This is a genomic window from Aureimonas sp. Leaf427, from assembly GCF_001425485.1.
Classification (GTDB): domain Bacteria; phylum Pseudomonadota; class Alphaproteobacteria; order Rhizobiales; family Rhizobiaceae; genus Plantimonas.
In genome coordinates this window covers 368,780-392,476 of sequence record NZ_LMQW01000001.1, presented here as the reverse complement: position 1 = coordinate 392,476, position 23,697 = coordinate 368,780, and the positions used below count along the sequence as shown (strand labels likewise).

Annotated in this window: 23 protein-coding genes and 1 tRNA gene; 21 read left to right on the top strand and 3 right to left on the bottom strand. The window is 69.2% G+C overall.

All coding sequences use genetic code 11. The features are described 5' to 3' along the window. The first annotated feature begins 112 nt into the window (after positions 1-112). The 15 genes from ASG62_RS01655 (at position 113) to ASG62_RS01585 (ending at position 14,977) form a co-directional block, all read left to right on the top strand. On the top strand, positions 113-1,189 hold the full coding sequence (locus ASG62_RS01655; protein ID WP_056694434.1) for a Gfo/Idh/MocA family protein: 1,077 nt from the start codon (positions 113-115) through the stop codon (positions 1,187-1,189). Further along, positions 1,189-2,010, top strand: coding sequence for a sugar phosphate isomerase/epimerase family protein (locus ASG62_RS01650; RefSeq protein ID WP_056694436.1), 822 nt, complete (start codon positions 1,189-1,191; stop codon positions 2,008-2,010). Before ASG62_RS01655 ends, ASG62_RS01650 begins: the two co-directional genes overlap by 1 nt. After that, entirely contained in the window at positions 2,007-2,867 is an 861-nt protein-coding gene (locus ASG62_RS01645) for an alpha/beta fold hydrolase (protein WP_056694438.1), read from the top strand. Before ASG62_RS01650 ends, ASG62_RS01645 begins: the two co-directional genes overlap by 4 nt. Beyond that, a complete protein-coding gene (locus ASG62_RS01640; protein WP_056694440.1) occupies positions 2,864-3,571 on the top strand; it encodes a ribulose-phosphate 3-epimerase in 708 nt (235 codons plus the stop codon). The genes ASG62_RS01645 and ASG62_RS01640 overlap by 4 nt, the downstream gene beginning before the upstream one ends. After that, positions 3,571-4,521, top strand: coding sequence for an ROK family protein (locus ASG62_RS01635; protein ID WP_056694442.1), 951 nt, complete (start codon positions 3,571-3,573; stop codon positions 4,519-4,521). The genes ASG62_RS01640 and ASG62_RS01635 overlap by 1 nt, the downstream gene beginning before the upstream one ends. 189 nt (positions 4,522-4,710) lie before the next feature. After that, complete coding sequence (locus ASG62_RS01630; protein ID WP_056694444.1) at positions 4,711-5,652, top strand: substrate-binding domain-containing protein; 942 nt, start codon at positions 4,711-4,713, stop codon at positions 5,650-5,652. 70 nt (positions 5,653-5,722) lie between these two features. Continuing rightward, positions 5,723-6,526, top strand: coding sequence for an ATP-binding cassette domain-containing protein (locus tag ASG62_RS01625; protein WP_056694446.1), 804 nt, complete (start codon positions 5,723-5,725; stop codon positions 6,524-6,526). After that, on the top strand, positions 6,523-7,560 hold the full coding sequence (locus ASG62_RS01620; RefSeq protein ID WP_056694448.1) for an ABC transporter permease: 1,038 nt from the start codon (positions 6,523-6,525) through the stop codon (positions 7,558-7,560). Before ASG62_RS01625 ends, ASG62_RS01620 begins: the two co-directional genes overlap by 4 nt. 4 nt (positions 7,561-7,564) lie before the next feature. Continuing rightward, entirely contained in the window at positions 7,565-8,653 is a 1,089-nt protein-coding gene (locus tag ASG62_RS01615) for a phosphotriesterase (RefSeq protein ID WP_056694451.1), read from the top strand. Positions 8,654-8,703: 50 nt separating this feature from the next. Next, positions 8,704-9,474, top strand: a complete 771-nt coding sequence (locus ASG62_RS01610; protein WP_056694453.1) for a glutamine amidotransferase — start codon at positions 8,704-8,706, stop codon at positions 9,472-9,474. 4 nt (positions 9,475-9,478) lie between these two features. After that, positions 9,479-10,426 (top strand): PfkB family carbohydrate kinase, encoded by a 948-nt coding sequence (locus ASG62_RS01605; protein WP_056694455.1) that lies wholly within the window; start codon positions 9,479-9,481, stop codon positions 10,424-10,426. Continuing rightward, on the top strand, positions 10,423-11,259 hold the full coding sequence (locus tag ASG62_RS01600) for a BtpA/SgcQ family protein (RefSeq protein ID WP_056694457.1): 837 nt from the start codon (positions 10,423-10,425) through the stop codon (positions 11,257-11,259). The genes ASG62_RS01605 and ASG62_RS01600 overlap by 4 nt, the downstream gene beginning before the upstream one ends. Continuing rightward, positions 11,256-12,515: a hydantoinase/carbamoylase family amidase gene (locus ASG62_RS01595; RefSeq protein WP_082537178.1), complete on the top strand. Its 1,260-nt coding sequence runs from the start codon at positions 11,256-11,258 to the stop codon at positions 12,513-12,515. The genes ASG62_RS01600 and ASG62_RS01595 overlap by 4 nt, the downstream gene beginning before the upstream one ends. Before the next feature lie 105 nt (positions 12,516-12,620). Further along, on the top strand, positions 12,621-13,643 hold the full coding sequence (locus tag ASG62_RS01590; RefSeq protein ID WP_056694459.1) for a phosphotransferase enzyme family protein: 1,023 nt from the start codon (positions 12,621-12,623) through the stop codon (positions 13,641-13,643). Continuing rightward, on the top strand, positions 13,640-14,977 hold the full coding sequence (locus ASG62_RS01585) for an aspartate aminotransferase family protein (RefSeq protein ID WP_056694461.1): 1,338 nt from the start codon (positions 13,640-13,642) through the stop codon (positions 14,975-14,977). Before ASG62_RS01590 ends, ASG62_RS01585 begins: the two co-directional genes overlap by 4 nt. A 164-nt stretch (positions 14,978-15,141) precedes the next feature. Here the strand turns inward: ASG62_RS01585 and fabG are convergent, their stop codons facing one another. Next, positions 15,142-15,912, bottom strand: coding sequence for a 3-oxoacyl-ACP reductase FabG (gene fabG / locus ASG62_RS01580; RefSeq protein ID WP_056694463.1), 771 nt, complete (start codon positions 15,910-15,912; stop codon positions 15,142-15,144). A 179-nt stretch (positions 15,913-16,091) separates the two neighbouring features. On the opposite strand from fabG, the gene ASG62_RS01575 reads away from it, so the two are divergent. The 5 genes from ASG62_RS01575 (at position 16,092) to ASG62_RS01555 (ending at position 20,982) form a co-directional block, all read left to right on the top strand. After that, entirely contained in the window at positions 16,092-17,231 is a 1,140-nt protein-coding gene (locus ASG62_RS01575) for an ABC transporter substrate-binding protein (protein WP_056694465.1), read from the top strand. A 41-nt stretch (positions 17,232-17,272) separates the two neighbouring features. Next, entirely contained in the window at positions 17,273-18,388 is a 1,116-nt protein-coding gene (locus ASG62_RS01570; protein ID WP_082537179.1) for an ABC transporter ATP-binding protein, read from the top strand. A 3-nt stretch (positions 18,389-18,391) separates the two neighbouring features. Continuing rightward, the gene (locus ASG62_RS01565) at positions 18,392-19,306 is read left to right on the top strand and encodes an ABC transporter permease (RefSeq protein WP_056694467.1); all 915 of its coding nucleotides are present in this window, start codon (positions 18,392-18,394) and stop codon (positions 19,304-19,306) included. A gap of 4 nt (positions 19,307-19,310) precedes the next feature. Beyond that, on the top strand, positions 19,311-20,135 hold the full coding sequence (locus ASG62_RS01560; protein WP_056694468.1) for an ABC transporter permease: 825 nt from the start codon (positions 19,311-19,313) through the stop codon (positions 20,133-20,135). Positions 20,136-20,220: 85 nt separating this feature from the next. Further along, positions 20,221-20,982 (top strand): DeoR/GlpR family DNA-binding transcription regulator, encoded by a 762-nt coding sequence (locus ASG62_RS01555; RefSeq protein ID WP_056694470.1) that lies wholly within the window; start codon positions 20,221-20,223, stop codon positions 20,980-20,982. A 432-nt stretch (positions 20,983-21,414) separates the two neighbouring features. On the opposite strand, the gene ASG62_RS01550 is transcribed toward ASG62_RS01555, so the two are convergent. Beyond that, positions 21,415-21,491 (bottom strand) — tRNA-Arg (locus ASG62_RS01550). Positions 21,492-21,706: 215 nt separating this feature from the next. Then, positions 21,707-23,224, bottom strand: coding sequence for a sensor histidine kinase (locus tag ASG62_RS01545; protein ID WP_244487565.1), 1,518 nt, complete (start codon positions 23,222-23,224; stop codon positions 21,707-21,709). A 326-nt stretch (positions 23,225-23,550) separates the two neighbouring features. Between ASG62_RS01545 and rpmH the strand changes: the two genes are divergently transcribed. Then, entirely contained in the window at positions 23,551-23,685 is a 135-nt protein-coding gene (gene rpmH / locus ASG62_RS01540) for a 50S ribosomal protein L34 (protein ID WP_056502505.1), read from the top strand. The last annotated feature ends 12 nt before the right edge of the window (positions 23,686-23,697 follow it).

Sequence of the window (23,697 nt, the reverse complement as noted above, 5' to 3'; positions counted from 1 at the left end):
CCGTTTCGCGCGCCTCACGAGCCGTCCTCGGCCGCGCGCTGCCGGCGGGGGAGCCGCCCTTGAAGACCACCTGCAAAACCATGCGACGCCGCGGCGCCGGAGGACGAGTGTCATGCTGAAGAAGGACGATCGCCGGCTGCGCGTCGGTGTCCTGGGCTGCGGCCCGATCGCGCAGTTCGCGCATCTGGAATCCTGCGTGAAGGCCCGCAATGCCGACCTCTACGCCATCTGCGATGCCGCGCCCGATCTCCTGGCGCGCATGGCGGCGACCTACGAGCCGGCCAAATCCTATGCCGACTACGACGCCATGCTCGCCGATCCGGCGCTCGACGCCGTCATCGTGGCGACGTCGGACGCCTATCACGTTCCCATGACGCTGAAGGCGCTGGAAGCGGGCAAGCACGTTCTCTGCGAGAAGCCGGTGGGCGTCTCGGTGGAGGAGGGCGAGGCGCTCGCGCGGACCGTGGCGGCGTCGGGACGCATCTATCAGGTCGGGCACATGAAGCGCTTCGACCCGGCGCTGGAGGCGGCCCGCGATTTTGCGCGAGGCGAGATGGGAGAGGTGCTGGCGCTGAAGGCCTGGTACTGCGATTCCACCCACCGCTACACCAACACCGACGCGGTGCAGCCGCTGCCCGTCACCTCCAAGCTCGCCCGCAAGCCCGGCGGCAATCCCAAGGCCGATCTCCGGCAGTATTTCATGCTGGCGCACGGCTCGCATCTCGTCGATACCGCGCGCTTCCTCTGCGGCGAGATCACCGCCGTGCGCGCCCGCCTGCGCGAGGCCTTCGGCGCCTATTGCTGGTTCGTGGAGACCGAGTTCGCCTCCGGCGCCCTCGGCCATCTCGATCTCACCGTCGCGGTGCGGATGGACTGGTTCGAGGGCTTCCAGCTCTACGGCGAGAACGGCTCGGTGCTCGCGAAGACCTTCAACCCCTGGTACTTCCGCGCCTCCGAGGTCGAGATCTTCCACGAGAAGACGGCGACCACGCACAAGCCGCTCGGCGCCGACGGCCATTTCTTCCGCCGCCAGCTCGAAGGCTTCGCCGACACGATCCTCGACGGCGCGCCGATGCGCGGCGCCGATGCCGCCGACGGCGTCGCCTCGATCCGTGCCATGGTCGCCATCGCGCGCTCGGTCGAGACGGGCGAGCGCGTCGTCCTCGCCGACGTCACGGGGGCCGTCTGATGCGCCTCGGCATCTTCGCCAAGACCTTTGCGGGCAGCGATCCCGCCGCCGTCCTCGCCGCGGCGGCTGAGGCCGGCTACGAGACGGTGCAGTTCAATCTCGCCTGCGCCGGCCTCGCCTCCATGCCGGACCATGTGCCGGCCGAGGCGATCGACGCGATCCGGGCGGCCTCGCGATCGAGCGGCGTCTCCCTCGCCGCGCTGTCGGGCACCTACAACATGGCCCATCCCGACCCGGCCGCGCGGGACGACGGGCTGCGCCGGCTCGGCGTCGTGATCGAGGCGGCGGCCGCGCTCGGCATCCCGCTCGTCACGCTTTGCACGGGGACGCGCAACGCGGCCGACCAGTGGGTGCATCATCCCGACAATGCCGATCCCGCCGCCTGGAGCGACATGGCGGCGGAGATGGGCAAGGCGCTGGATCTGGCGGAGCGGCACGGCGTCGATCTCGGCATCGAGCCCGAACAGGCCAATATCGTCACCTCCACCGCCGATGCCGTCCGGCTTTCCGGCGAGATGGGCTCGGCGCGCCTTCGCGTCGTGCTCGATCCCGCCAATCTCTTCGAGGCGGCGAGCGCCGACGAAGCCCGCCGCATCGTCGCGCGCTCAGTGGACGAGGCGGCGCCGCTGATCGCGATGGCCCATGCCAAGGACCGCCATGCCGACGGCCGGTTCGCGACGGCCGGACAGGGCGTCGTCGACTTCCCCGATTTCCTCCGCCGTCTTCGCGCCGCCGGCTTCGACGGACCGCTCGTCACCCACGGCCTCCAGCCCGAGGAGGCCGGCGAGGTCGCCGCCTTCCTGAAGGGCGCGCTGCGATGAGCCCGCGCGAGCGCCGGATCGAACGGGACGGCGCCCGGCTGCGGCTCGTGGAGGCCGGCGAGGGGGCGGCCGTCCTCTTCCAGCACGGGCTCGGCGGCGATGCCGCGCAGGCCGAGGGGAACTTTCCGGACGCGGCGGGTTGGCATCGCCTGACGCTGGAATGTCGCGCGCAGGGGCAGTCCGAGCCCGGCGCCACGCGGCCGTTCGGGATCGCGATGTTCGCGGACGACTGTCTTTCGGCAATCGAGGCGACGACCGAGGCGGCGGGCGCGCGGAGCTTCGTTGCGGGCGGCGTCTCAATGGGCGCGGCCATCGCGCTGCGGCTGGCGGTGACGCGGTCCGATCTCGTGCGCGCCCTCGTGCTCGTCCGCCCCGCCTGGATCGCGGAGCCCGCGCCCGTCAACATGCGCCCCTATGCCGTCGCGGCGGGCGCGATGCGCGCGCATCCCGGCGACCGCGACGCCGCCCGCGCGGCCTTCGCGGCCTCCCCGGAGGCCCGGCGGCTGGCCGAGGTCTCGCCCGACAATCTCGCCTCGCTCGCCGGCTTCTTCGACCGGCCGGACCTTGCCTCGACCGCCGATCTCCTGGACGGCGTCGCGGCGGACGGGCCGGGCGTGACGCGGGCCGAGATCGCGGCCTTGCGCCTTCCCGTGCTCGTCGTCGGCAATGGCGAGGACGACGTCCATCCGCTGGATCTGGCCCGCGAGCTTTCCGGCCTCGTTCCCGGCGCCGCCTTCGTCGAGGTGCCGCCGAAGGCCGCCGACAAGGGCGTGCACCAGGCGGCCGTGCGCCGGGCCATCGCCGATTTTCTCGCGGCTCTGCCGCCTTCCTCCTCCTTCGAAGGATCACCCCGATGACCGATCGCTTCCAGATCGCCTCGCTGCCGCGCGACCGCCTGCTCGGCGAGTTCTCGCTCTGGTCGGCCGACCTCGCCAACCTGGAGGCGGACCTCGAGCGCACGCACGACCATGTCGATCTCTACCATATCGACGTCGCCGACGGCCGCTTCGCGCCGAGCTTCCTCTTCTTCCCCGATCAGGTCGCGCGCATCGCCAAGCTCACCGACCGGCCGCTGCATGTCCATCTCATGGTCGAGGCCGACATCGTGGAGGCGCAGGCGGTGCAGTTCGCAGAGGCCGGGGCGCATCTGATCAGCGTCCATGCCGAGAACGGCGAGGCGGGGCTGCGGGCGCTCGAAGCGGTCGCCGCGATGGGCGTTGCCGGCGGCGTCGTGCTGCGGCTGGAAACGCCGGTCGAGGCCATCGAGCCCTTCGTCGAGAAGGTCTCCTTCGTGACGCTTCTCGGCACGGCGATCGGCGTGAAGGGGCAGGGCCTTTCCGACACGGCCTGCCCGCGCCTTGAGGAGGCCCGCGCGATCCTCTCCCGCCACGGCCGCGAGGCCGACGTGGTGCTGGCGGCCGATGGCGGCATCCGGCAGGAGACGGTGCCGCGCCTGCGCGCGGCGGGGGCCGAGACCGTGGTGCTCGGCTCGCTCGCCTTCGGCGATCCCGACCTCTCCGCCCGCATGCGCTGGCTGCACGACTTGAAGGTCGCGGCCTGATGGCCGAGCCGCTCGCCCTCGCCGTCGATCTCGGCGGCACGGAGCTGCGCGCCGCAGCCGTGGCGAAGGGCGGGCGCTTTCTGGCGCAGGCGGGCATGGCGACCGATGCCGCGGGCGGGCCGGAGCGCGTCGTCGAGCAGATCGTCGCCCTCCTCGACGACGTGCGCTCGCGCGTGCCCGGTGCCGAGATCCTCGGTCTCGGCGTCGGCGCGCCCGGGCCCCTCGATCCGATCGCGGGCATCGCCATCGCGCCGCCGACGCTGAAGGGCTGGCGCGACGTTCCGCTCGCCCGCATTCTCGGCGATCGCCTGTCCATGCCCGTGCGGGTCGAGAACGACGCCAATGCCGCCGCGCTCGGCGAATGGCGCTACGGCGCCGGACGGGGCCTGCGCTCGATCGTCTTCGTCACCGTTTCGACCGGCATCGGCGGGGGCGTGGTGGCGGACGGGCGCATCCTGCACGGGCGGCGGGGCCTTGCCGCCGAGATCGGGCATATGACGATCACCGAGCGCGGCGGGCCCTGCTTCTGCGGGGCGACCGGCTGTTTCGAGGCCGTGGCGTCCGGCTCCGCGCTTGGCTGGAGCGCGACGGCGGCAACGCGCCCCGGCGACGGATCGCGCCTGCGGGCGCTGGCCGAGGACGGCCCGGTCACCGCGCGCCATGTCGTCGCCGCGGCGCGGGAGGGCGACTCGCAGGCCCTGGCGCTTCTTGCCGAAGAGGCCCGCTGGCTCGGCATCGGCTTCACCAATCTCCTGCATCTTTATTCACCGGAGGCCATCGTCGTCGGCGGCGGGCTCTCGGCCGCGCTCGACCTGATGGAGGCGGGCATCGCCCGCACAATCGCCGATCGGGCCATGCCGGCCTATCGCGACGTGCCGGTCGTTCCGGCCGGACTCGGCGGGCAGGCGGGTCTTGCCGGCGCTGCGAGCCTGGTGCTCGACCCCGGCTGAACGTCGGCTTTTCTCCCTGCGATCATGTCAGCTGAAAAATCAGGCAGAAACTGCTATTTTTCGGTGCAGATGAATTATGTGGCAATGCAGCACGAAATTCCGTTGACACCCATTCAAGTTTCTTGAATTCTCTCCTGGCGCAGAAGCGCGACCGAGGCCCCGGGGGCCGCCGATCCAAAGGGGAATTCCATGCGCCTGTCCCAGATCCTGTCCGGCGGCGTTGCCGCCGCCGTCCTCACCTTCGCCCTCGGCGCGGCCTCGGCACGGGCCGAAACCTTTGCCCTCGTGACGATCAACAGTCAGGCCCTCTTCTTCAACCAGATCAACGACGGCGCCAAGGCGGCCGCGAAGGCGGCGGGCGCCGAACTCGTGATCTTCGACGCCAACAACGTGCCCTCGGCCCAGAACTCGGCGATCGAGACCTACATCACCCAGAAGGTCGACGGCATCATCCTCGTCGCCATCGACGTCAACGGCGTGAAGCCGGCCATCACCGAGGCCAAGGCCGCCGGCATTCCGGTCGTCGCGATCGACGCGCAGATCCCGGGCGGCGACAACGTCTCCTTCATCGGCGTCGACAATGCCAAGGCCGGCGCCGACATCGGCAAGTTCTACGCGGACTACGTGAAGGCCGAGATGGGCGGCGAGGCGACCGTCGGCGTCGTCGGCGCGCTGAACTCCTTCATCCAGAACCAGCGTCTCGACGGCTTCAAGGAGGCCGCGACGGCCAGCGGCGAGAAGATCGAGTTCCTCGACACGGTGGACGGGCAGAACGTGCAGGACGTCGCGCTCGGCGCGGCGGAGAACCTGATGACCGCCAATCCCGGCATGAAGACGCTCTACGCGACGGGCGAGCCCGCCCTCATCGGCGCGGTCTCGGCCGTCGAGAGCCAGGGCCGGCAGGCCGACGTCAAGGTCTTCGGCTGGGACCTCACCGCCCAGGCCGTGAAGGGCATCGACGAGGGCTGGGTCGCCGGCGTCGTGCAGCAGGACCCGGCGGGCGAGGGCAAGGCCGCCGTCGAGGCGCTGGTGAAGCTGAAGAAGGGCGAGAGCGTCGAGCCCATCATCAACGTGCCTGTGACGATCGTCACCAAGGCGAACGTCGATCAGTTCCGCGGCATGTTCAAGTAATCCGCCGAGCCGATCGGGTGCCGCCGGTTCGCGCGGCGGCGCCCTCAGTCCGATGCCAGGAGCCTCGTCGATGAGCACATCCCCGCCCGATCGCGTCCGCATGACCGGGATTTCGAAACGCTACGGCCCGATCCAGACGCTGCACGACGTGTCGCTGCGGCTGGCGCCGGGCGAGGTGCTCGGCCTCGTCGGGGACAACGGCGCAGGCAAGTCGACTTTGTCGAAGGTCCTGTCCGGCGCGGTCGTGCCCGACGGCGGCACGATCGAGATCGACGGCCGGCCCGTCGCCTTCGCCTCGCCCGCCGATGCGCGGGCCGCCCATGTCGAGATGGTCTACCAGGACCTCTCGCTCTGCGACACGGTGGACGTCGCGGGCAATCTCTTCCTCGGCCGCGAGCCCCGCCGCAAGGTCGCGGGCCTGCCCTTCCTCGACAAGCCGCGCATGCATGCGGATGCGAAATCCATGCTGGAGCGGCTCGGCATCGTCATCGCCGACACCAAGCTTCTCGTCGAGAACCTGTCGGGCGGCCAGCGCCAGTCGATCGCCATCGGCAGAGCCGCCTCCTTCGACCCGAAGGTGCTCATCATGGACGAGCCGACGGCCGCCCTTGCGGTGGCCGAGGTCGAGGCGGTGCTGGAGCTGATCCGCACGGTCTCGGCGCGCGGCGTCAGCGTCATCCTCATCACCCACCGTCTGCAGGACCTCTTCCTCGTCTGCGACCGCATCCAGGTCATGTACGAGGGCCGCAACGTCGCCGAGCGGCGGATCGAGGAGACCAGCATCGAAGACGTCGTGAACCTCATCGTCGGCCGCAAGTTCCAGGCGCGTTCGGCCGGGCACCGCGGCGAAGAACTGGGAGCCCTGCCGGCATGACCCCGACCGAGCCCGCCGCGGCCCTTCCCGCCGCCTCGCTGCATCCCGCCGGCCATGCGCCCCGCGTGCGCCGGACCAACTGGCGCGACCGGTTCATGGCCAATGGAAGCGTCGCCTCGATCGCGATCTTCTTCGGCCTCGTGTGCCTTCTCTTCACGCTGAGCACCGATGCGTTCCTGACCGCGCCGAACCTTCTGAACATCATCCGCCAGTCCGCGCCGCTCCTGATCGTGGCCGCGACCATGACCTTCGTCATCACCACCGGCGGCATCGATCTCTCGGTCGGCTCGGTTCTGGCGCTCGTCTGCGCGCTCTCGGCCGCGCTCCTGCAGTTCGGCCTGCCCTGGCCGGTCGTGATCCTCGCCATGCTGGCGCTCGGCGCCGCCGTCGGCGCGATCCAGGGCTTCTTCGTCGCCTACGAGGGCATTCCCGCCTTCATCGTGACGCTGGCGGGCCTCTCGGTCATCCGCGGCCTCGCCCTTCTCATCACCGGCGGCTATTCGATCCCGATCGCGCCGGACAGCCCCTTCGTCGTCATGGGGCGCGGCTGGTTCCTCGGCGTGCCCATTCCCGCCTGGATCGCGCTCGCCGCGCTCGTCGTGGCCTGGATCGCCTTCAACCAGACGCGCTTCGGCCGCTACGTCACCGGCATCGGCGCCAATGCCGAGGCGGTGCGCCGGGCCGGCGTCGACACGCGCTTCACCACGCTGATGGTCTACGTCCTCTCCTCCAGCGCCGCCGCGCTCGCCGGCATCGTCTTGGCCGGACGCCTCGGCTCGGGCTCGTCGAATTCCGGGCAGGGCTTCGAGCTGGAGGTCATCGCCGCCGTGGTGCTCGGTGGCACCAGCCTCTTCGGCGGGCGCGGCACGCTGGTCGGCACGGTGCTCGGCGCGCTGACGGTCTCGGTGATCGCCAACGGGCTGATCCTCTCGCACATGTCGCCGTTTCTCACGCCGATCATCACCGGCTGCATCATCCTCGTCGCGATCTGGCTGAACTTCCGCCTGTTCCGCGGCGCCGTGCGGAAGCGCTGAGCCGATGCCGCTCGACTTCCAGCCCTCCGCTTCCGCGCCCGCCGGCATCGGCGTCGCCACGGGCCATGCGATGACGGTGCAGGGGCCCGTCCCCGTCGCCGAGCTCGGCATCACGCTGATGCACGAGCACATCTTCATCGACGGCGAGAAATCCTGGTCCTGCCCGTGCCACCCGGACCTGCGCGCCATCGCCGAGGAGCCCGTGCATATGGGCATCATCGGCGAGTTGCGGATGAACCCCTATATCAACCGCGACAACGTCTCGCTCACCGACGGCGATCTGGCGCTCTCCGAGCTGAAGCTCTTCCAGGCGCTCGGCGGCCACACCGTGGTCGACCCCACCAATATCGGCATCGGCCGCGATCCGGCCAAGCTCGGACGCATCTCGCGCATGAGCGGGCTGAAGATCGTGATGGGCTCGGGCTTCTATCTCGAACACACCCATCCCGACTGGCTGAAGCGAATGGATGTCGACGAGGTCACGGAGTTCCTCGTCCACGACGTCGGCGGCGCCGCCGAGAAGCCGGACGTCGTCGCCGGCATCATCGGCGAGGTCGGCGTCTCGAAGGACTTCACCGCCGAGGAGCGCAAGTCGCTGCGCGCCTCCGCCCGGGCCTCCGCGCGAACGGGGGTGCCCTTGTCGATCCATCTGCCGGGGTGGGAGCGCCTCGCCCACGAGGTGCTCGACATCGTGGAGGGCGAGGGCGCCGATCTCCGGCACACCGTGCTCTGCCACATGAATCCGAGCCATGACGACCTGCCCTACCAGCGGGCGCTGGCCGAGCGCGGGGCCTTTCTGGAATACGACATGATCGGCATGGACTACTACTATGCCGATGCCGACTCGCAGTCTCCCTCCGACGAGGAGAACGCGCGCGCCATCCGCGCGCTCGTCGAGAGCGGACATGCGGACCGGCTTCTCCTTAGCCAGGACGTCTTCCTCAAGATGATGCTGACCCGCTTCGGCGGCTTCGGATATGGCTACATCCTGAAGCATTTCGTGCCGCGACTGATGCGCCACGGCCTCGATGCGGCGGTCATCGACCGCATGCTCGTGGACAATCCGCGCGCCGTCTTCTCTTCGGCCGTCTGAACATCTCCATCCCTTCCACCTCTCCCATCCTTCCCAAAGGAACGACCATCATGTCCCGATCCAAGGTGCTTCTCGCCGGCGAATCCTGGGTGTCCACCGCGACGCACATCAAGGGCTTCGACCAGTTTCCGACCGTCACCTATCACCAGGGCGCCGACGAGCTTCTGAAGGCGCTGAAGGACAGCCCGTTCGACATCGAGTTCATGCCGGCCCATCAGGCGCAGCGCGACTTTCCGCAGACGATCGAGGCGCTCCGCGCCTATGACGCGGTGATCCTGTCCGACATCGGCGCCAACACGCTGCTTCTCCATCCCGATACCTGGATTCACTCCAAGACGACGCCGAACCGGCTGAAGCTGCTGCGCCAGTATGTCGAGGAAGGCGGCGCCCTCCTGATGTTCGGCGGCTACTACTCGTTCCAGGGGATCAACGGCGGCGCGCGCTATGCCCGCACCCCGGTCGAGGACGTGCTGCCCGTGACCTGCTTTCGCTTCGACGACCGCGTCGAGGTGCCGGAGGGCTTCACGCCGGAGGTGACGGGCGACGCGGCGCATCCGATCCTTCAGGGGCTCGGAACCGAATGGCCGGTGCTGCTCGGCTATAACGAGGTCGAGCTGAAGCCGGGCGCGGAGGTTCTGGCCACCGTTTCCGGCGAATACGGCTCGCAGCCGCTCCTCGTCACCGGCACCTACGGCAAGGGCCGCTCCGTCGTCTGGACCTCCGATGTCGGGCCGCACTGGCTGCCCTCCGGCTTCATCGCCTGGGAAGGCTATGCCAAGCTCTTCGCCGCCATGCTCGCCTGGTCCATCGCCAAGGACTGACCGAATGGCAGGCCCCGGCCCCTCGACCCCCGTCGTTCACGTCGTCGGCAATGCGGCCCTCGACACGACGTTCCGCCTCGCCCGGCTGCCGATGCCGGGCGAGACGCTGAACGCTGCGGGCGGCGGGCAGGGGCTCGGCGGCAAGGGCGCCAACCAGGCGGCCGCCGCCGCGCGGACCGGCGCGCCCGTCGCCTTCCACGGCGCGGTCGGCTCGGACGAGGCGGCCGCGACGATCCGCGACCGTCTCGCCGCCGAGGGGCTGAATCTGGACGGGCTCATCGAGGCGGAGGGCGCGAGCGACCGCTCCGTCATTCTCGTCGAGGCCGGCGGCGAGAACGCGATCGTCAGCCTCGTCGAGCGCGCGCGGGGCTTCGATCCGCTCGCAGATGCTCCAGGGGCGCCTCGTCTGGCGTCGCGTCTTCGCGGCGGCGATCTCCTGCTGATGCAGGGCAATCTTCCGCTGGCCGTCTCCCACCGCTGCCTCGCCTTCGCGCGGCATCGGGGGGCGGTCACGATTCTGAACGCCAGCCCCCTCGGCGAAAGCGACGACTGGCACTTCGGCGACGTCGACTGGCTCGTCGTGAATGCCGGGGAGGCCGAGACGCTGACCGGCGCGCGCGATCCCGGCGAGGCCGCGCGCCGACTTCTGGGCCGCGGTGCCGTCCATGTCGTCGTCAGCCTCGGCGCGGGCGGCGCGCTGATGGCGGGTGGGAACGGCGTTCGCCGCTTTCCCGCCGCCGCCGTCACGCCGCTCGATACGAGCGGTGCGGGCGACGTTCTCTGCGGCGTCTTCACCGGCCTTCTCGCGCAGGGCGAGGCATCCGGGCCGGCGCTCGCCGCCGCCATCGCCGCCGCCGGGATCGCGGTGACGCGGCCGGGCACGCTCGCCGCCTGTCCGACACCCGCCGAGATCGCGGTCCTTTTCCCATCGACACCGAAAGATCGCTCATGAGCACGCAACCCATCGGCCAGGTCGCCGGCGACGCCATCACCTCGATCTTCGGCCGGACGAAGGCGATCATCGGCGTCGTCCATCTCCTGCCCCTGCCGGGCGCCCCGCGCTTCGACGCCGAGGCGGTGGAGGCCATCTACGCACGGGGCCTCGACGACGCGCGCGCCTATCTCGCCAACGGCTGCGACGGCGTCATCGTCGAGAACCACGGCGACGTGCCGTTTTCCAAGCCCGACGATATCGGGCCGGAGACGTCCGCTCACATGAGCGTCGTCGCCGACCGGATACGGCGCGAGCTCGGCCGGCCGATCGGCATCAACGTCCTCGCCAATGCTGCCATTCCCGCGCTCGCCATCGCCAGCGCCTCGGGCGCGGCCTTCGTTCGCGTGAACCAATGGGCCAATGCCTATGTCGCCAACGAGGGCTTCATCGAGGGCGAGGCGGCCCGCGCGCTGCGCTACCGCGCCAGACTCCGCGCCAAAGGCATTCGCATCTTCGCCGACGCCCATGTGAAGCACGGGGCGCATGCGATCGTCGCCGACCGGCCGGTCGAGGAGCAGGTGAAGGATCTCGTCTTCTTCGACGCCGACGCGGTGATCGCCACCGGCCAGCGCACCGGCCATGCGGCGGATCTGAGCTACATCCGCATGATCAAGGAAGCGTCGGGCCTGCCGACGCTGGTGGGCAGCGGCGTGACGCCCGAGAATGCCGGCGACATTCTCGACATCGTCGACGGCGTGATCGTGGCGAGTTCCCTGAAGGTGGACGGCGTCTGGTGGAACCCGGTCGAGCCCGAGCGCGTCAAGCGCTTCATCGCGGGTCTCCATCGGTGACGGCGCAGATCCCGCGCATCGATCCCGATCGGCTCCTTGCCCGCCTCGATGCCTTCGCCGCCATCGGCGCGACGGCGCGGGGCGGCGTGAACCGGCAGGCCCTGACGGAAGGCGACCGCGAGGCGCGCGCGCTTCTGGCCTCGCTCGGGCAGGCGCGCGGCTTTCTCGTGGAGCAGGACGCCTGCGCCAACCTCTTCCTGCGGCGCGCCGGCACGGATGCCGCACTGCCGCCGCTCCTCCTCGGCAGCCATCTCGACACGCAGCCGACCGGCGGGCGCTTCGACGGGGCGCTCGGGGTTCTCGCCGGCTTCGAGGTTCTGGAAGCGCTGGAGGATGCCGGGGTGACGTCGCCCCGCGCCGTGGAACTCGCCGTCTGGACGAACGAGGAGGGCAGCCGCTTCCTGCCGGGCTGCATGGGATCGCAGGCCTTTTCCGCCGGCGAGATCCCGGCCGGGTGGACGAACATCCTCGGCGCCGACGGCGCGCGGTTCGGCGACGAACTGGCGGCCACGCTCGGCGCCCTTTCCGGCGTGCCGTTCCGCCCGCTCGGCGGGCCGATCGCGGCCTATATCGAGCTTCACATCGAGCAGGGGCCGGTGCTCGAGCGCGAGGACATCGCCATCGGCACTGTTACCGGCATCCAGGGCACGCGCTGGCTGGAGGCGGTGCTGACGGGCGCGGCCGCCCATGCCGGCACGACGCCGCCCGCCTATCGCCGCGACCCGATGGCCGCCGCCGCCGCCGCGCTCCATGCGCTTGCCGGCGTCATGGCCGGCGACGCGGCGGCGCGGCTGACGGTCGGGCGCATCCACGCCGAGCCGGGCTCGATCAACGCCGTGCCCGAACGGGTCGCCTTCACCCTGGATCTGCGCCATCCCGATGCCGGCGCGCTCGACGCCATCGAGCGCGAGGTGCGGGCCGTCGTCGAGGCCGAGGCCGCGAAGGCGCGCTGCGAGGCCGAGCTGCGCATCGTCTTCGACATGGCTCCCGCGGCCTTTCCCCCTGAGATGACGGCGCTTGTCGAGGCCGCAGCGCGGGACGCCGGCCATGCCGCGACGCGCCTCGTCTCCGGCGCCTTCCACGACGCCCTCTTCCTCGCCCGCATCGCCCCCAGCGCCATGATCTTCGTGCCCTGCCGCGACGGAATCAGCCACAACGAAGCCGAGTTCGTCGAGCCCCGCTTCTGCATCGCCGGAGCCGAAACGCTGCTCCAGGCGACGCTGAGCGCACAGGATGTTCCGCGGGCATCGAGCTGAGTCCGCGCCGGATAGTCGTCTTCGACGGGGGTCTGCGGCTTTAAATGTTGCAATCCCAACAATTCCGGTGTTGCCTTGCCTGACGGAAAACCGGTGGGTCTGGGCATGCTGTACGAGAACTCGCTTCTGGAGCGGTTGGAGCGGAGCCTTCGGGCGGTGCTGCCGGCTTGGAAACTCTCCTCGGACGGAGACTTGCGGCTTCTGACCATCTCGGAGAACGCGACCTTCCTGGCCGAGGAGGGCGGGCGGCGGGTCGTCCTGCGCGTTCACCGGCCGGGCTATCACTCGGAAGCCGAGATCCGGTCCGAGCTTTCCTGGATCGAGGCCCTGCGCCGGGATGGGGTCGTCGAGACGCCGCGCCCGCTGCGGGCCGAGGATGGAGAACTGCTCGTCCGCTTCATGGACGGGCCTTCCGCCCGGTATGCCGTCGCCTTCGAGCACATGAGCGGCCGCGAGCCGGAGGCCACGAGCGACCTGCCGCACTGGTATCGCCATCTCGGCGAGATCTCCGCCCGTCTCCACGACCACGCACGGCGCTGGACGCGCCCGGCCGACTTCGTGCGCAAGCGCTGGGATTTCGAGACGATCCTCGGCCGCGACGCCTATTGGGGCGACTGGCGCGCGGCCCCTGGTCTGGACGGCGAGGGGCTTGCCCTGCTCGAGCGGCTGCAGGTGCGGCTGGAGGCTGAATGCCGGGCGGCCGGACAGGGCGGGGACCGGTTCGGGCTCGTCCATTGCGACATGCGCGCCGCCAATCTCCTGGTCGAGGGAGACAGGCTCGGCGTCATCGATTTCGACGATTGCGGCCTCTCCTGGTTCGGCTACGACTTTGCCGCCTCCATCAGCTTCATCGAGCACGAGCCCATCGTCCCGGCGCTGCGCCAGGCCTGGCTCGAAGGCTATGCGCGCGTCTCGCCCTTTCCCGAGGAGCAGGCGCGGCTTCTGCCGATGTTCGTCATGCTGCGCCGGATGCAGCTCACCGCCTGGATCGCCTCGCATGCCGAGACCCCGACGGCGCTCGCGCTCGGACCGGCCTTCAGCCGGGGAACGGTCGATCTTGCCCGGGCCTATATGGACGATGCGGGCGCCAGCGTGGGGGCCGATGAAGCGGGCGTGCGCGCGGCATGAGCAACGTTCGCGAAATCCTGATGATGAACCGCTTCGATGCGGGCGGCGCCCCGCCGTCCGACGAGGCGATGGCCCGCCGCGTCGCGCGGCGCGTGGCCGCCTTCGGCGCGGCGTCCGTCCTCTTCTACGAAGAGCCGATCGAGATGGTCCGCGGGCGCGGCGTCCATCTCTTCGACGCGAAGGGGCGGCGCTATCTCGACGTCTACAACAACGTGCCCTCCGTCGGGCACTGCCATCCGAGGGTCGTCGAGGCCATGGCCCGGCAGGCCGCCGAGCTGAACATCCACACGCGATATCTCAACGGCGTCGTGGAGACCTATGCCGACCGGCTTCTGGCCAGCTTTCCCGCCCCGCTGACGAACGTGGCGCTGACCTGCACGGGCAGCGAAAGCAACGATCTGGCGTTGCGGATCGCGAGGATCGCGACCGGTCGTTCCGGCTTCGTCGTGACGGCCGCCGCCTATCACGGCAACACGGCGGCCGTCACCGAGATCTCGCCCTCCGCCCTCCGCCGGGGTGGTCTCGCGCCCCATGTCCGCGCTATTCCAGCGCCGGATATCGCCAGCGGCGGCGATGTCGGGGAGCGGTTCGCCGCGGACCTGACGCAGGCCATCGCCGATCTCGCGCGAGACGGCATCGGCTTTGCCGGCCTCGTCGTCGACACGATCTTCTCCAGCGATGGCATCCATGCCGATCCGCCGGGTTTCCTGGCATCCGCGCTCGCGGTCACGAAGGCCGCCGGCGGCCTCTTCATCGCCGACGAGGTGCAACCGGGCTTCGGGCGGACGGGCGCGGGGCTCTGGGGCTTCGAGCGCCACGGGATCGTCCCGGACATCGTGACCATGGGCAAGCCGATGGGCAACGGCTTTCCCATGGGCGGGGTCGTCACGCGGCCGGATCTGCTCCGGCGCTTCTGCGAGGAAACCGGCTATTTCAACACGTTCGGCGGCAATCCGGTCGCAGCCGCGGCGGGGCTCGCCGTTCTCGACGTGATCCGGGACGAGGGGCTCGTGGAGAATGCGGGCCGCGTCGGGGCTTCGTTCAAGGCGGGGCTTTGCGACCTCGCGGGCCGCCATGCCACGATCGGCGCCGTGCGCGGCGCGGGGCTCTTCATCGGGCTGGACCTCGTGGAGCCCGAGAGCGGCGAGCCCGACCCCGCGCTGTGCAGCCGCCTGATCAACGGCCTGAAGACCCGCGGCATCCTCATCGGCGCCGCCGGGCTCTACGGCAACACGCTGAAGATCCGGCCGCCGCTCTGCTTCGGCGAGGAGCATGCCGGCATCTTCGTCGAGAGCTTCCAGGCCGCGCTGGACGAGGCGACCGGCACGCGCTGATGGGGTTCCTAGAGTCCGTCAGGTTCATACTGAACCAGACAGGCTCTCGATTCCTTTCTCGTCGTTTGTCTCTTCGGAATAACCGTTCCCGATTATTCCTGACAAACTCGAATGGCTCCGCCTCCGCCTCGCGGGGAGGGCGGCGGAGCCTTCGGGCCGGTCGCCTACATGGCCTCGAGGGCCCCGAGCGATTCCGGCAGGATCTGGCCGCCGTCCACGACGAGGCCCTGGCCTGTGATGTAGGCGGCCTCGTCGGAGGCGAAGAAGAGCGCGGCATTGGCGATGTCCTCGACGCCGCCGAGCCGGCGCATCGGGATCGAGCTCTCCATCTTCCCGATATAGTCGGCGCCCATGCCGTCCAGCCCCTCCGTCGCGATATTGCCGGGCATCACGGCATTGACGGTGATGCGCTTGGGTGCAAGCTCGATCGCGGCCGTGCGCATGAAGCCGAGCTGCCCGGCCTTGCTCGCTCCGTAATGCGACCAGCCGGGATAGCCGGTGATCGGCCCCGTGATCGAGGACGTGATGACGATGCGGCCCCGTCCGGCCGCCTCCATGGCACGCAGCACCGCCTTCACGCTGAGGAAGGTCGAGCGCAGGTTCGTTCCGAGGACGTGGTCGAAGTCCGTCTCGGTCATCTCGCCGATCTTGGCGGCGGGGAAGATGCCGGCATTGGCGCAGAGAATGTCGATCCCGCCGAACCGCTCCACCGCGAAGGCCGCCATGGCCTCGCAATCGGCGCCGCGCGACACGTCGGCCGCAAAGCCCGCCGCCTCGCCGCCGATGGAGGCCGCCACCGCTTCGGCCTCGCCCTGCGAGCGCGAGACGACCAGGACCTTGATGCCGGCTCGCGCGAAGCAGGCGGCGATCCCCTTCCCGATGCCACGGCTGCCGCCGGTGACGATGGCGGTCCGGCCCTTCAAGGATGTCAGCATCGCGAAGCTCCTGCCGGCGCGCTCAACGGCGCGCCGATTTGATGAAGAGATAGGCAGACATGATCTCTGCCCTCCCGGGAGGCTAAATCCACGCGATTGATGTTGCAAGTCGAAGATGAATGCGACAGATTTCCAACATCGGATCGGCGGAACCATCCGCCCTGGCGAGAGGATCGGACATGAACGGCCTGTCGAGACGCACCTTTCTGCAGCTCATGGGCGCGGCGGCCGCCACGGCGCCCTTCGCCTCATCGCGCGAGGCCTTCGCGGCGCGGGAGGGCGAGCTGAACATCCTCTGCTGGGAGGGCTACAATTCGGCCCAGGTGCTCGATCCCTTCCGCGCCGACACGTCCGGCACGGTGAAGGCCGAAAGCCTCACGAACGATCCGACCATGATCAACCGGCTGCGCGGCGGCGAGACGCGGATCTGGGATCTCATCAACGTCAACAATCCCTGGGCGCGAAAGGTCATGGCGCCCGCCGGCCTCATCAAGCCGCTGCCCAAGGCCGAATTCGAGCCCTTCTTCGAGACGATGCTGCCGCAGTTCAAGCCACCCTATCGCTGGTCGATGAGCGAGGACGGTTCGGAGCTGCTCGGCATGGCGCAGCGCTTCGGGCCCTATTCCTTCGTGGTGAACACGAACAAGGTTTCCAAAGCGACGGCGGAAGGCGAGGGCTGGGACCTCTTCAACGACGCCTCGCTCGCCGGCCGCTACGGCATTCTGGAATCCGACGACTGGAACGTCTTCAACATCTTCATGATCGCCGGCATCGACCCGTTCAAGGTCCATGACGCGGCGGAGCTGAAGGCCTTCGAGGAGACGGCGCAGCGCGTCTTCAAGGGCGCCAAGATGATCGGCGACGCCGCCACGATGAACCAGGCGCTCGTCTCCGGGGAGATCGACCTGCACATGACGGGTGGCACCTATTCCGTCTCTCCCGCGCGGGCCGACGGCTACAAGGAGATGCGCGCGATTACGCCGCTGAAAGGGCCGATCGGGGGCAAGGGCGGCATCGCCTGGATCGAGATCACCTCGACCGTCAACAATCCCGAACTCTCGCCGCTCGCGATCCAGTTCCTGAAATACGTCCAGACGCCGGAGGTCGCGCACACCGTCGCCTTTGCGGAAGGCACGTTCAACCCGGTGAGCCAGATGGGCGACCCGAAATGCTTCGCGCTCTTCACGCCCGAGGAGCTGGATTCCATCCAGTGGGACACGCTGGAGGAGGAGATGGCCCGCTCCGCCGAATACGACATCGTGCCGGACTACGACAAGGCGCTGGAGCTGATGCTCGGCGCCAAGCGCCAGCGCGGCTGAGGCGTCCTCGTTCCCCCGCTCCATCGAGGTCTCCCCCGCCCATGACGACCGCCTTCGCCGCCGCCGCCGTGCGTTCCCCCGCTCCCCCGCCTCATCCGGCGGCGCGGCGCCCCGTGCTGCAGCTCGTCGGGGTGCGCAAGGTCTTCTCGAACTTCGCCGCCGTCGACGGCATCGATCTCGACATCGCGGAAGGCGAGTTCGTGACGATCGTCGGGCCCTCCGGCTCCGGCAAGACGACGCTCCTGCGCATGCTCGCCGGGCTGGAGGCGCCTTCGGAGGGCAACATCACGCTGCGCGGCGAGCTGATGAACCATGTGCCCCCGGACAAGCGGCCGACCTGTCTTGTCTTCCAGTCGCTCGCGCTCTTTCCGCACAGAAGCGTCGGCGAGAACATCGAGTTTCCGCTGAAGGTGCGAAAGGTCGCGCCCGCCGAACGGCGGGCGAGGGCGCTGGAGCTCCTGCGGATGGTGCGCCTTCCCGAGAGCTACTACGCCCGGAGCGTCCTGCAATGCTCCGGCGGCGAGCGGCAGCGCGTCGCGCTCGCCCGGGCCTTCGCCTACGATCCCGACGTCCTCTTCTTCGACGAGCCGCTCTCGGCGCTCGACTACAAGCTGAAGAAGCTCCTGGAAAAGGAGCTGAAAGACCTGCATCGCGAGAGCGGCAAGACCTTCGTCTACATCACCCATTCGCTGGAGGAGGCCATGGTCATGTCCGACCGCATCGGCGTGATGCGCGGCGGGCGGATCGCGCAGATCGGCACGCCGGAGGAAATCTATGCCCGCCCCGCCGATCGCTTCGTCGCCGAGTTCTTCGGCGAGGTGAATGCGTTCGACATCCGGCGCACGGAGAGCGGCTGGATCGGCATCGAGGACGGCGCGCCCGTTTCGGTGGGCGCGGAGCCGCCGGGCCTCGGCGAGGCGGCGACGATCATCGTCCGGCCGGAGGTCATGCGCTTCGTCGCCGACGACGCCTCGGCTGACAACGCCCTTTGCGGCGAGATCGTCAACGAATATTCGCTCGGCTCGCGCGTGCAGTATCAGGTGCGCTGCGGCGCGCGCACGCTGCTCGTCGAGGCGCCGCGCGCCGGCACCGCCCCGCGCGGCGGCGAGGTCCGCATCGGCTGGACGGCCGCCGACGCCATTCTCGTCGGAGCCTGAGACATGAGCGACCTCGCGCTCGGGACGGCCAAGACGACGGCCTCGACCGCCGCCCCGTCCCGCATCGGCCTTCACCTGTCCCCCGGCCTTCGCTGCGCGCTGCCGGTCGGGCTTCTCCTCGCCGCCGGGTTCCTGGCGCCGCTCGTCACGGTCGCGGCCTATGCCTTCGCGACGCCGCGCAGCTTCGACGTCTTCCGCTCCTTCACGCTGGCGAATTTCGCCGCGATCGTCGACCCCGCCAACACGGTCTGGACCTCCTTCGCCGGGTCGCTGCTCTACGCCGGCGCGACCGTCGCGATCCTCTGCGTCGTCGCCTATCCCATCGCCTACGGGCTCGTGCGCGTCTTCGGGCGCGGGGCGGGCCTCGTGTCCGTGCTCTTCGTCTTTCCGCTCTTCGTTTCCGAGAACGTCCGGCTGCACGGCTGGGTGCTCTTCTTCATCAAGAACGGAGTGCTCGACGGCGCGCTGAAATGGCTCGGGTTTTCCGGCGGGCCCGACGTGCTCTTCACCCCGGCCATCACCCTGTTCGGCATGGCCTATGTCTATCTGCCCTTCATGCTTTTTCCGATGGTGCTCGGCCTGTCCATGGTGCCGCGCGACCTCATCGACGCCGCGCGGGATCTCGGGGCCGGGCGCCTCATGATCTGGCGCGAGATCGAACTGCCGCTCGCCATGCCGGGCATCCTCATCGGCATGCTGCTCACCTTCGTGCTCGCGGCCGGCGCCGTGGCGGAGGCCAAGGTCCTCGGCGGCCAGTCGGTGATCTCGATCGCGCAGGAGATCGAAGTCGCGTTCACCTATGCGCAGAACTGGCCGCTCGGCTCGGCTCTGGCGCTGATCCTCGTCGCGATCGTCAGCGGCCTGTCGCTCTTCGCGCTGGCGCGACTCGATCTCGACCGCATTCTCGGCCGGGGCTGACGCGATGGGCTCGATCCACCGGTCCCGCCGCCATCTCTTCGTCGTCCTCTGGACGCTGGCCATCGGGATCGCGGTCTATCTGCCGATCCTCTGCGGCGCCTTGGCCGGGCTGTCGAAGGGCCGCTACTTCGCCTTTCCCGTGCGCGCCTTTTCCGGCGAATGGTGGGGCCGCGCGCTCGGCTCGCTCGAAGTGCGGGTGCTTCTGGAAAACTCGCTGCTGATCGCGGGAATCGTCACGCTCGTCTCGGTGGTGCTCGCCTTCTTCGGCGCGCTCGCCTTCGCCCGGTACGACTGGAAGGGACGGCGCCTCTACCAGAAGCTTCTGCTCCTGCCGATCTTCTTTCCGCAGCCCGTGCTCGGCCTGGCGCTGCTTCTCTGGTTCAACGCCCTCGGGATCGACCCGTCCTGGAAGACGGTGATCGCAGCCCATCTCGTCTGGATCACGCCGGTCGTCACGCTCGTCATCGCGATCCAGGTCTATGGCTTCGATCCCGTTCTCGAAGAGGCGGCGCGCGATCTCGGCGCCTCCCGGCTCGTCATCCTGCGCGAGATCACGCTGCCGATTCTTTGGCCCGGCATCTGGTCGGGCGCGCTCTTCGCCTTCCTCCTTTCCTGGGGCAATTTTCCGCTGTCGCTCTATACGGCGGGCGCAGACTCCACGATCCCGAAATGGCTCTATTCCAAGATGGTCGCCGGCTACACGCCGATGGTGCCGGCGCTCGGCACGATGGCGACGCTGTCGGCCGCCCTTCTCCTCCTCGTCGGCGGGGCCGTTCTCGCGCTGCTGCGCCGTCGGCGGACCGCGCGGGACCTCGCCGCTGCCGGCTGAGCCCCGCCGCACCGGCTCTGGCGCCGGGTCGGGGAGGGCGCTATCCCGCTGGGAGGGAAAGTTCTGGCCGGCGGGAGGGAAGGGCATGTCGACCTCGAAATCACGTCGCCAGTCGCGAATCCTCGCGGAGCTCGGGACGGCACCCAGCCTGCGCGTCGCCGAGCTTGCCCGCATTCTGGACGTCTCGACCGAAACGATCCGCCGCGATCTGGACGAACTGACGGCGCAGGGCCTTCTCAACCGGACCTATGGCGGCGCGATCCGCCCGCTCTCCACCGAACCGTCCGTGACCGAGCGCCATCTCCTTTTCCAGGAGGAGCGCCAGCAGATCGCGCGCGCGGCGGTGCCGCTTCTCGACGGCGCCCGGACGCTGATGATCGGGTCGGGCTCGACGACGGTTCACGTCGCGCGGCGCATCGCCACCCAGATGCGGGACGTGACGGTCCTCACGCATTCCTTCGGCGTGGCGACGGTCCTTGCGATCAACCCGACGATCCGCGTCGTCATGATGCCGGGGGACTACCACGCCGTGGAAGGGGCGACCGTCGGCGCCCATGCGATCGCCTTTCTCGCCGGCTTCCATGCCGATGTCGCGATTCTCGGCGCCAGCGGACTGGCCGAGGACGGCCCTTCCGACGCGCTTCTGGACTGCGGTTCGGTCTACGGCGCGATGGCGATGCGCTCGGCGCGCACGATGATCGCGGCCGACGCCTCGAAGTTCGGCCGCCTCTTTCCCTCCCGCTACGCCCCCTGGTCGCAGATCCACGACCTCGTCTCGAACGCCCGACCGGACCCGAGCCTCCTGGACGCGCTCCGCGCCCATTCCGTCCGATTGACGCTGGCTTGAAAGCGGGTCGGGTCGCGGTCGTGGCTTACTGGAGCCCTGACGCCGAGGCACGATCCAATTCGTGTTTGTCGATATCTACGATTTCAACATTCCAGATTGAAAACAGGTGACGCTGAAACGTCGAACGCAGCCCGCATCGTGCGAAGGGCGCCGCAGTGGAGGAGCTCTCGCTTCGCGTGCGCAAGCTCACCACTATCGTCTGGAACCCGATCTGGCTCGACGGCCTGGCCATGCAGGTCATGTCTTAAAAGGCAGGAGCATCGACGGGAAAGGCAATGGCGATGTCGGCCAGACGGACACGCGTTCGGCGGGCGGAACAAGACGGAACAAGCGCATCTAAACGCTCAAACTCTCGACGCCTGTCAGTATGACTGATTGCCGCGACCGTAATTGCAGCTGCGCGAATAGTCTCTAACGATGAAGTAAGATTTGTGGTGCGCCCGAAGAGATTCGAACTCCTGACCCCTAGATTCGTAGTCTAGTGCTCTATCCAGCTGAGCTACGGGCGCACTGTGTCGTTGCAATCCGAACTCGTCGGTCGCTGACGAGCGCTTGGTAGCCCGGGGGCGGGGGGATTGCAAGTCCGTTGCTCGAAAAAACGTCGGGCGCGCGATGAAAAGGTGCAAGGCGTGCGGCGGGCTGGGCAGTGGTACGCGTTCGTCCCGCGAGGTGCGGGCGGGCTTCGGCGAGGGGTGCGGCTGGGTTGTCGGGGAGGGGCGGGAGGTCAGGCGGCCTTGCCGCCGGTTTCCGATGCGGGCGGACGGCGGCGGTCGGGGAGCGCGGCGGCCGGGCGGGGCGGGGGCAGGCGGATCTCGAAGCAGGCGCCGGGGCGGCCCGTGTCCTTCAACTCGATGCGGCCGCCATGGGCCTCGACGATCTCGGCAGCGATCGCAAGGCCGAGGCCCGTTCCGCCGGAGCGCGTCGAGCCGCGAAAGGCCTTGAAGAGATGCTCGCGGGCCCGCTCGCCGAGGCCCGGGCCCGTATCCTCGATGGCGACGGCGGCGCCTCCGTCCGGCAGCCGCTCGGCCGCGACGGTGATCTTGCGGATCACGGCCTCGCTCGTCTCGCTTTCCAGCGCCTGGATCGCGTTGCGAACGAGATTGGTGATGGCCCGGTAGAACTGGTCGGGATCGACGTCGACGTCGAAATCCGGCGGCACCTGGTTCAAGACCTCGATGCCGGGATCGCGGCCGAGCGAGAGGACGTCCTCCACGTCGTCGACGAGCCGGCGCAGCCGCACCTTGCGCCGCACGGGGCGGCTCTCGACGGCGCGGCCGTAGCTCAGCACAGACTGCGTGTAGACCAGCGCCCGGTCGAGGCTGCGGATCAGCATCGGGGCGAATCGCTGGACGTGCGGGTCGGGCAGGGCCGAGAGACGATCCGACACGATCTGCGCGGAGGCGAGGATGTTGCGCAGGTCGTGATTGATCTTGGAGACGGCGAGACCGAGATCGGCGAGGTGGCGCTGCTCGCGCAGCGTCTCGGCCAGCACCGCCTGCATGTCGGCGAGCTCTGCTTCGGCGAGGCCGATCTCGTTGCGCCGCCCGCTCGGCACGAGGATGCGCTCGGCATCCGTCGGCTTCTCGCGAAAGAGCATCATCGAACGGGTCATCCCGCGGATCGGGCGGATGAGGAGACGGCTGATCGCAAGATAGACGAAGATCGCGGTGAAGCTCGCGATGACGATGGAAAGGCCGAAGAGATTGCGCGAATGGATGAGCATGGCGTGCCGGAGCTTGCGCTCGGGCATGACGACCTCGGCCTCCATGTCGCCGTCCCCGACGGGGCCGGTGACGCGCATCATCCGGCTCTCGCCGAAGAGAAGCGTGTCGAAGGCGCCGAGAATCAGCGGCAGGGGCATGGTCTCGTCGAGCGAGACCTCGTGGTCGATCGCGGAGAGATCGGGCGATTTGGCCAGGAGCTGCGACATGCCCCCCGTGGTGATCGCGACGAGCTTGGCATCGAGCGCGCGCAGGAGCTTGCCCTGGGCCTCGTCGTCGAGAAGCGGCACGCCGCCGGCGCCTTCGGCCGAGACGCCGGCCACGGCCGCCGTCTCCAGCCGCTGGTTCAGCCAGTCCTGGCGGAAGCTCGCGATCGAGGGCACGAAGATGAGGACTTCCGCGGCCATGATGGCCAGCATGGTCAGCCAGAGAAAGCTCGTCGACAGGCGATGCGACACGGCGAACGGCGCCGGGCGCGGCTCTCCGATCTGCAGGGTTTCGTCATGGCGCCTGTGCCGCACGTCGTCTCTTTCCGCACGCCGAACCTGCCTTTGCCCGGCGACCGGTTCTTGTTACCACGGAAGTAGGCAGACCTTCGGTCCTGTCCAACGGCGCCGTCGCCATCCGCGCGCCGCCCGTGTGGGCGCATTCGGCGGGTCAATCGTCGAGGGCGGCGAGGGTTCCATCGCAGCGTCGCGATTGACTTTCGCGGGTGAGTGTATCAAGAGGACCGCCAAACCGGCGTGTGGACGCTGTGCGCCTGGGTTCGCCCGTCGCGTCGTTCCATGCCGATCCGCATTCGAACCGTTCCTGAAAGAGGCCTGCGCTTTTGGCGCGGGAAAGAGCCATGAAGCGCACCTATCAGCCGAGCAAGCTCGTCCGCAAACGCCGCCACGGCTTTCGCGCCCGCATGGAGACGACGGGCGGCCGCAAGGTGATCGCATCGCGTCGTGCCAAGGGCCGCAAGCGCCTGTCGGCCTGAGCCGCTTCGAGC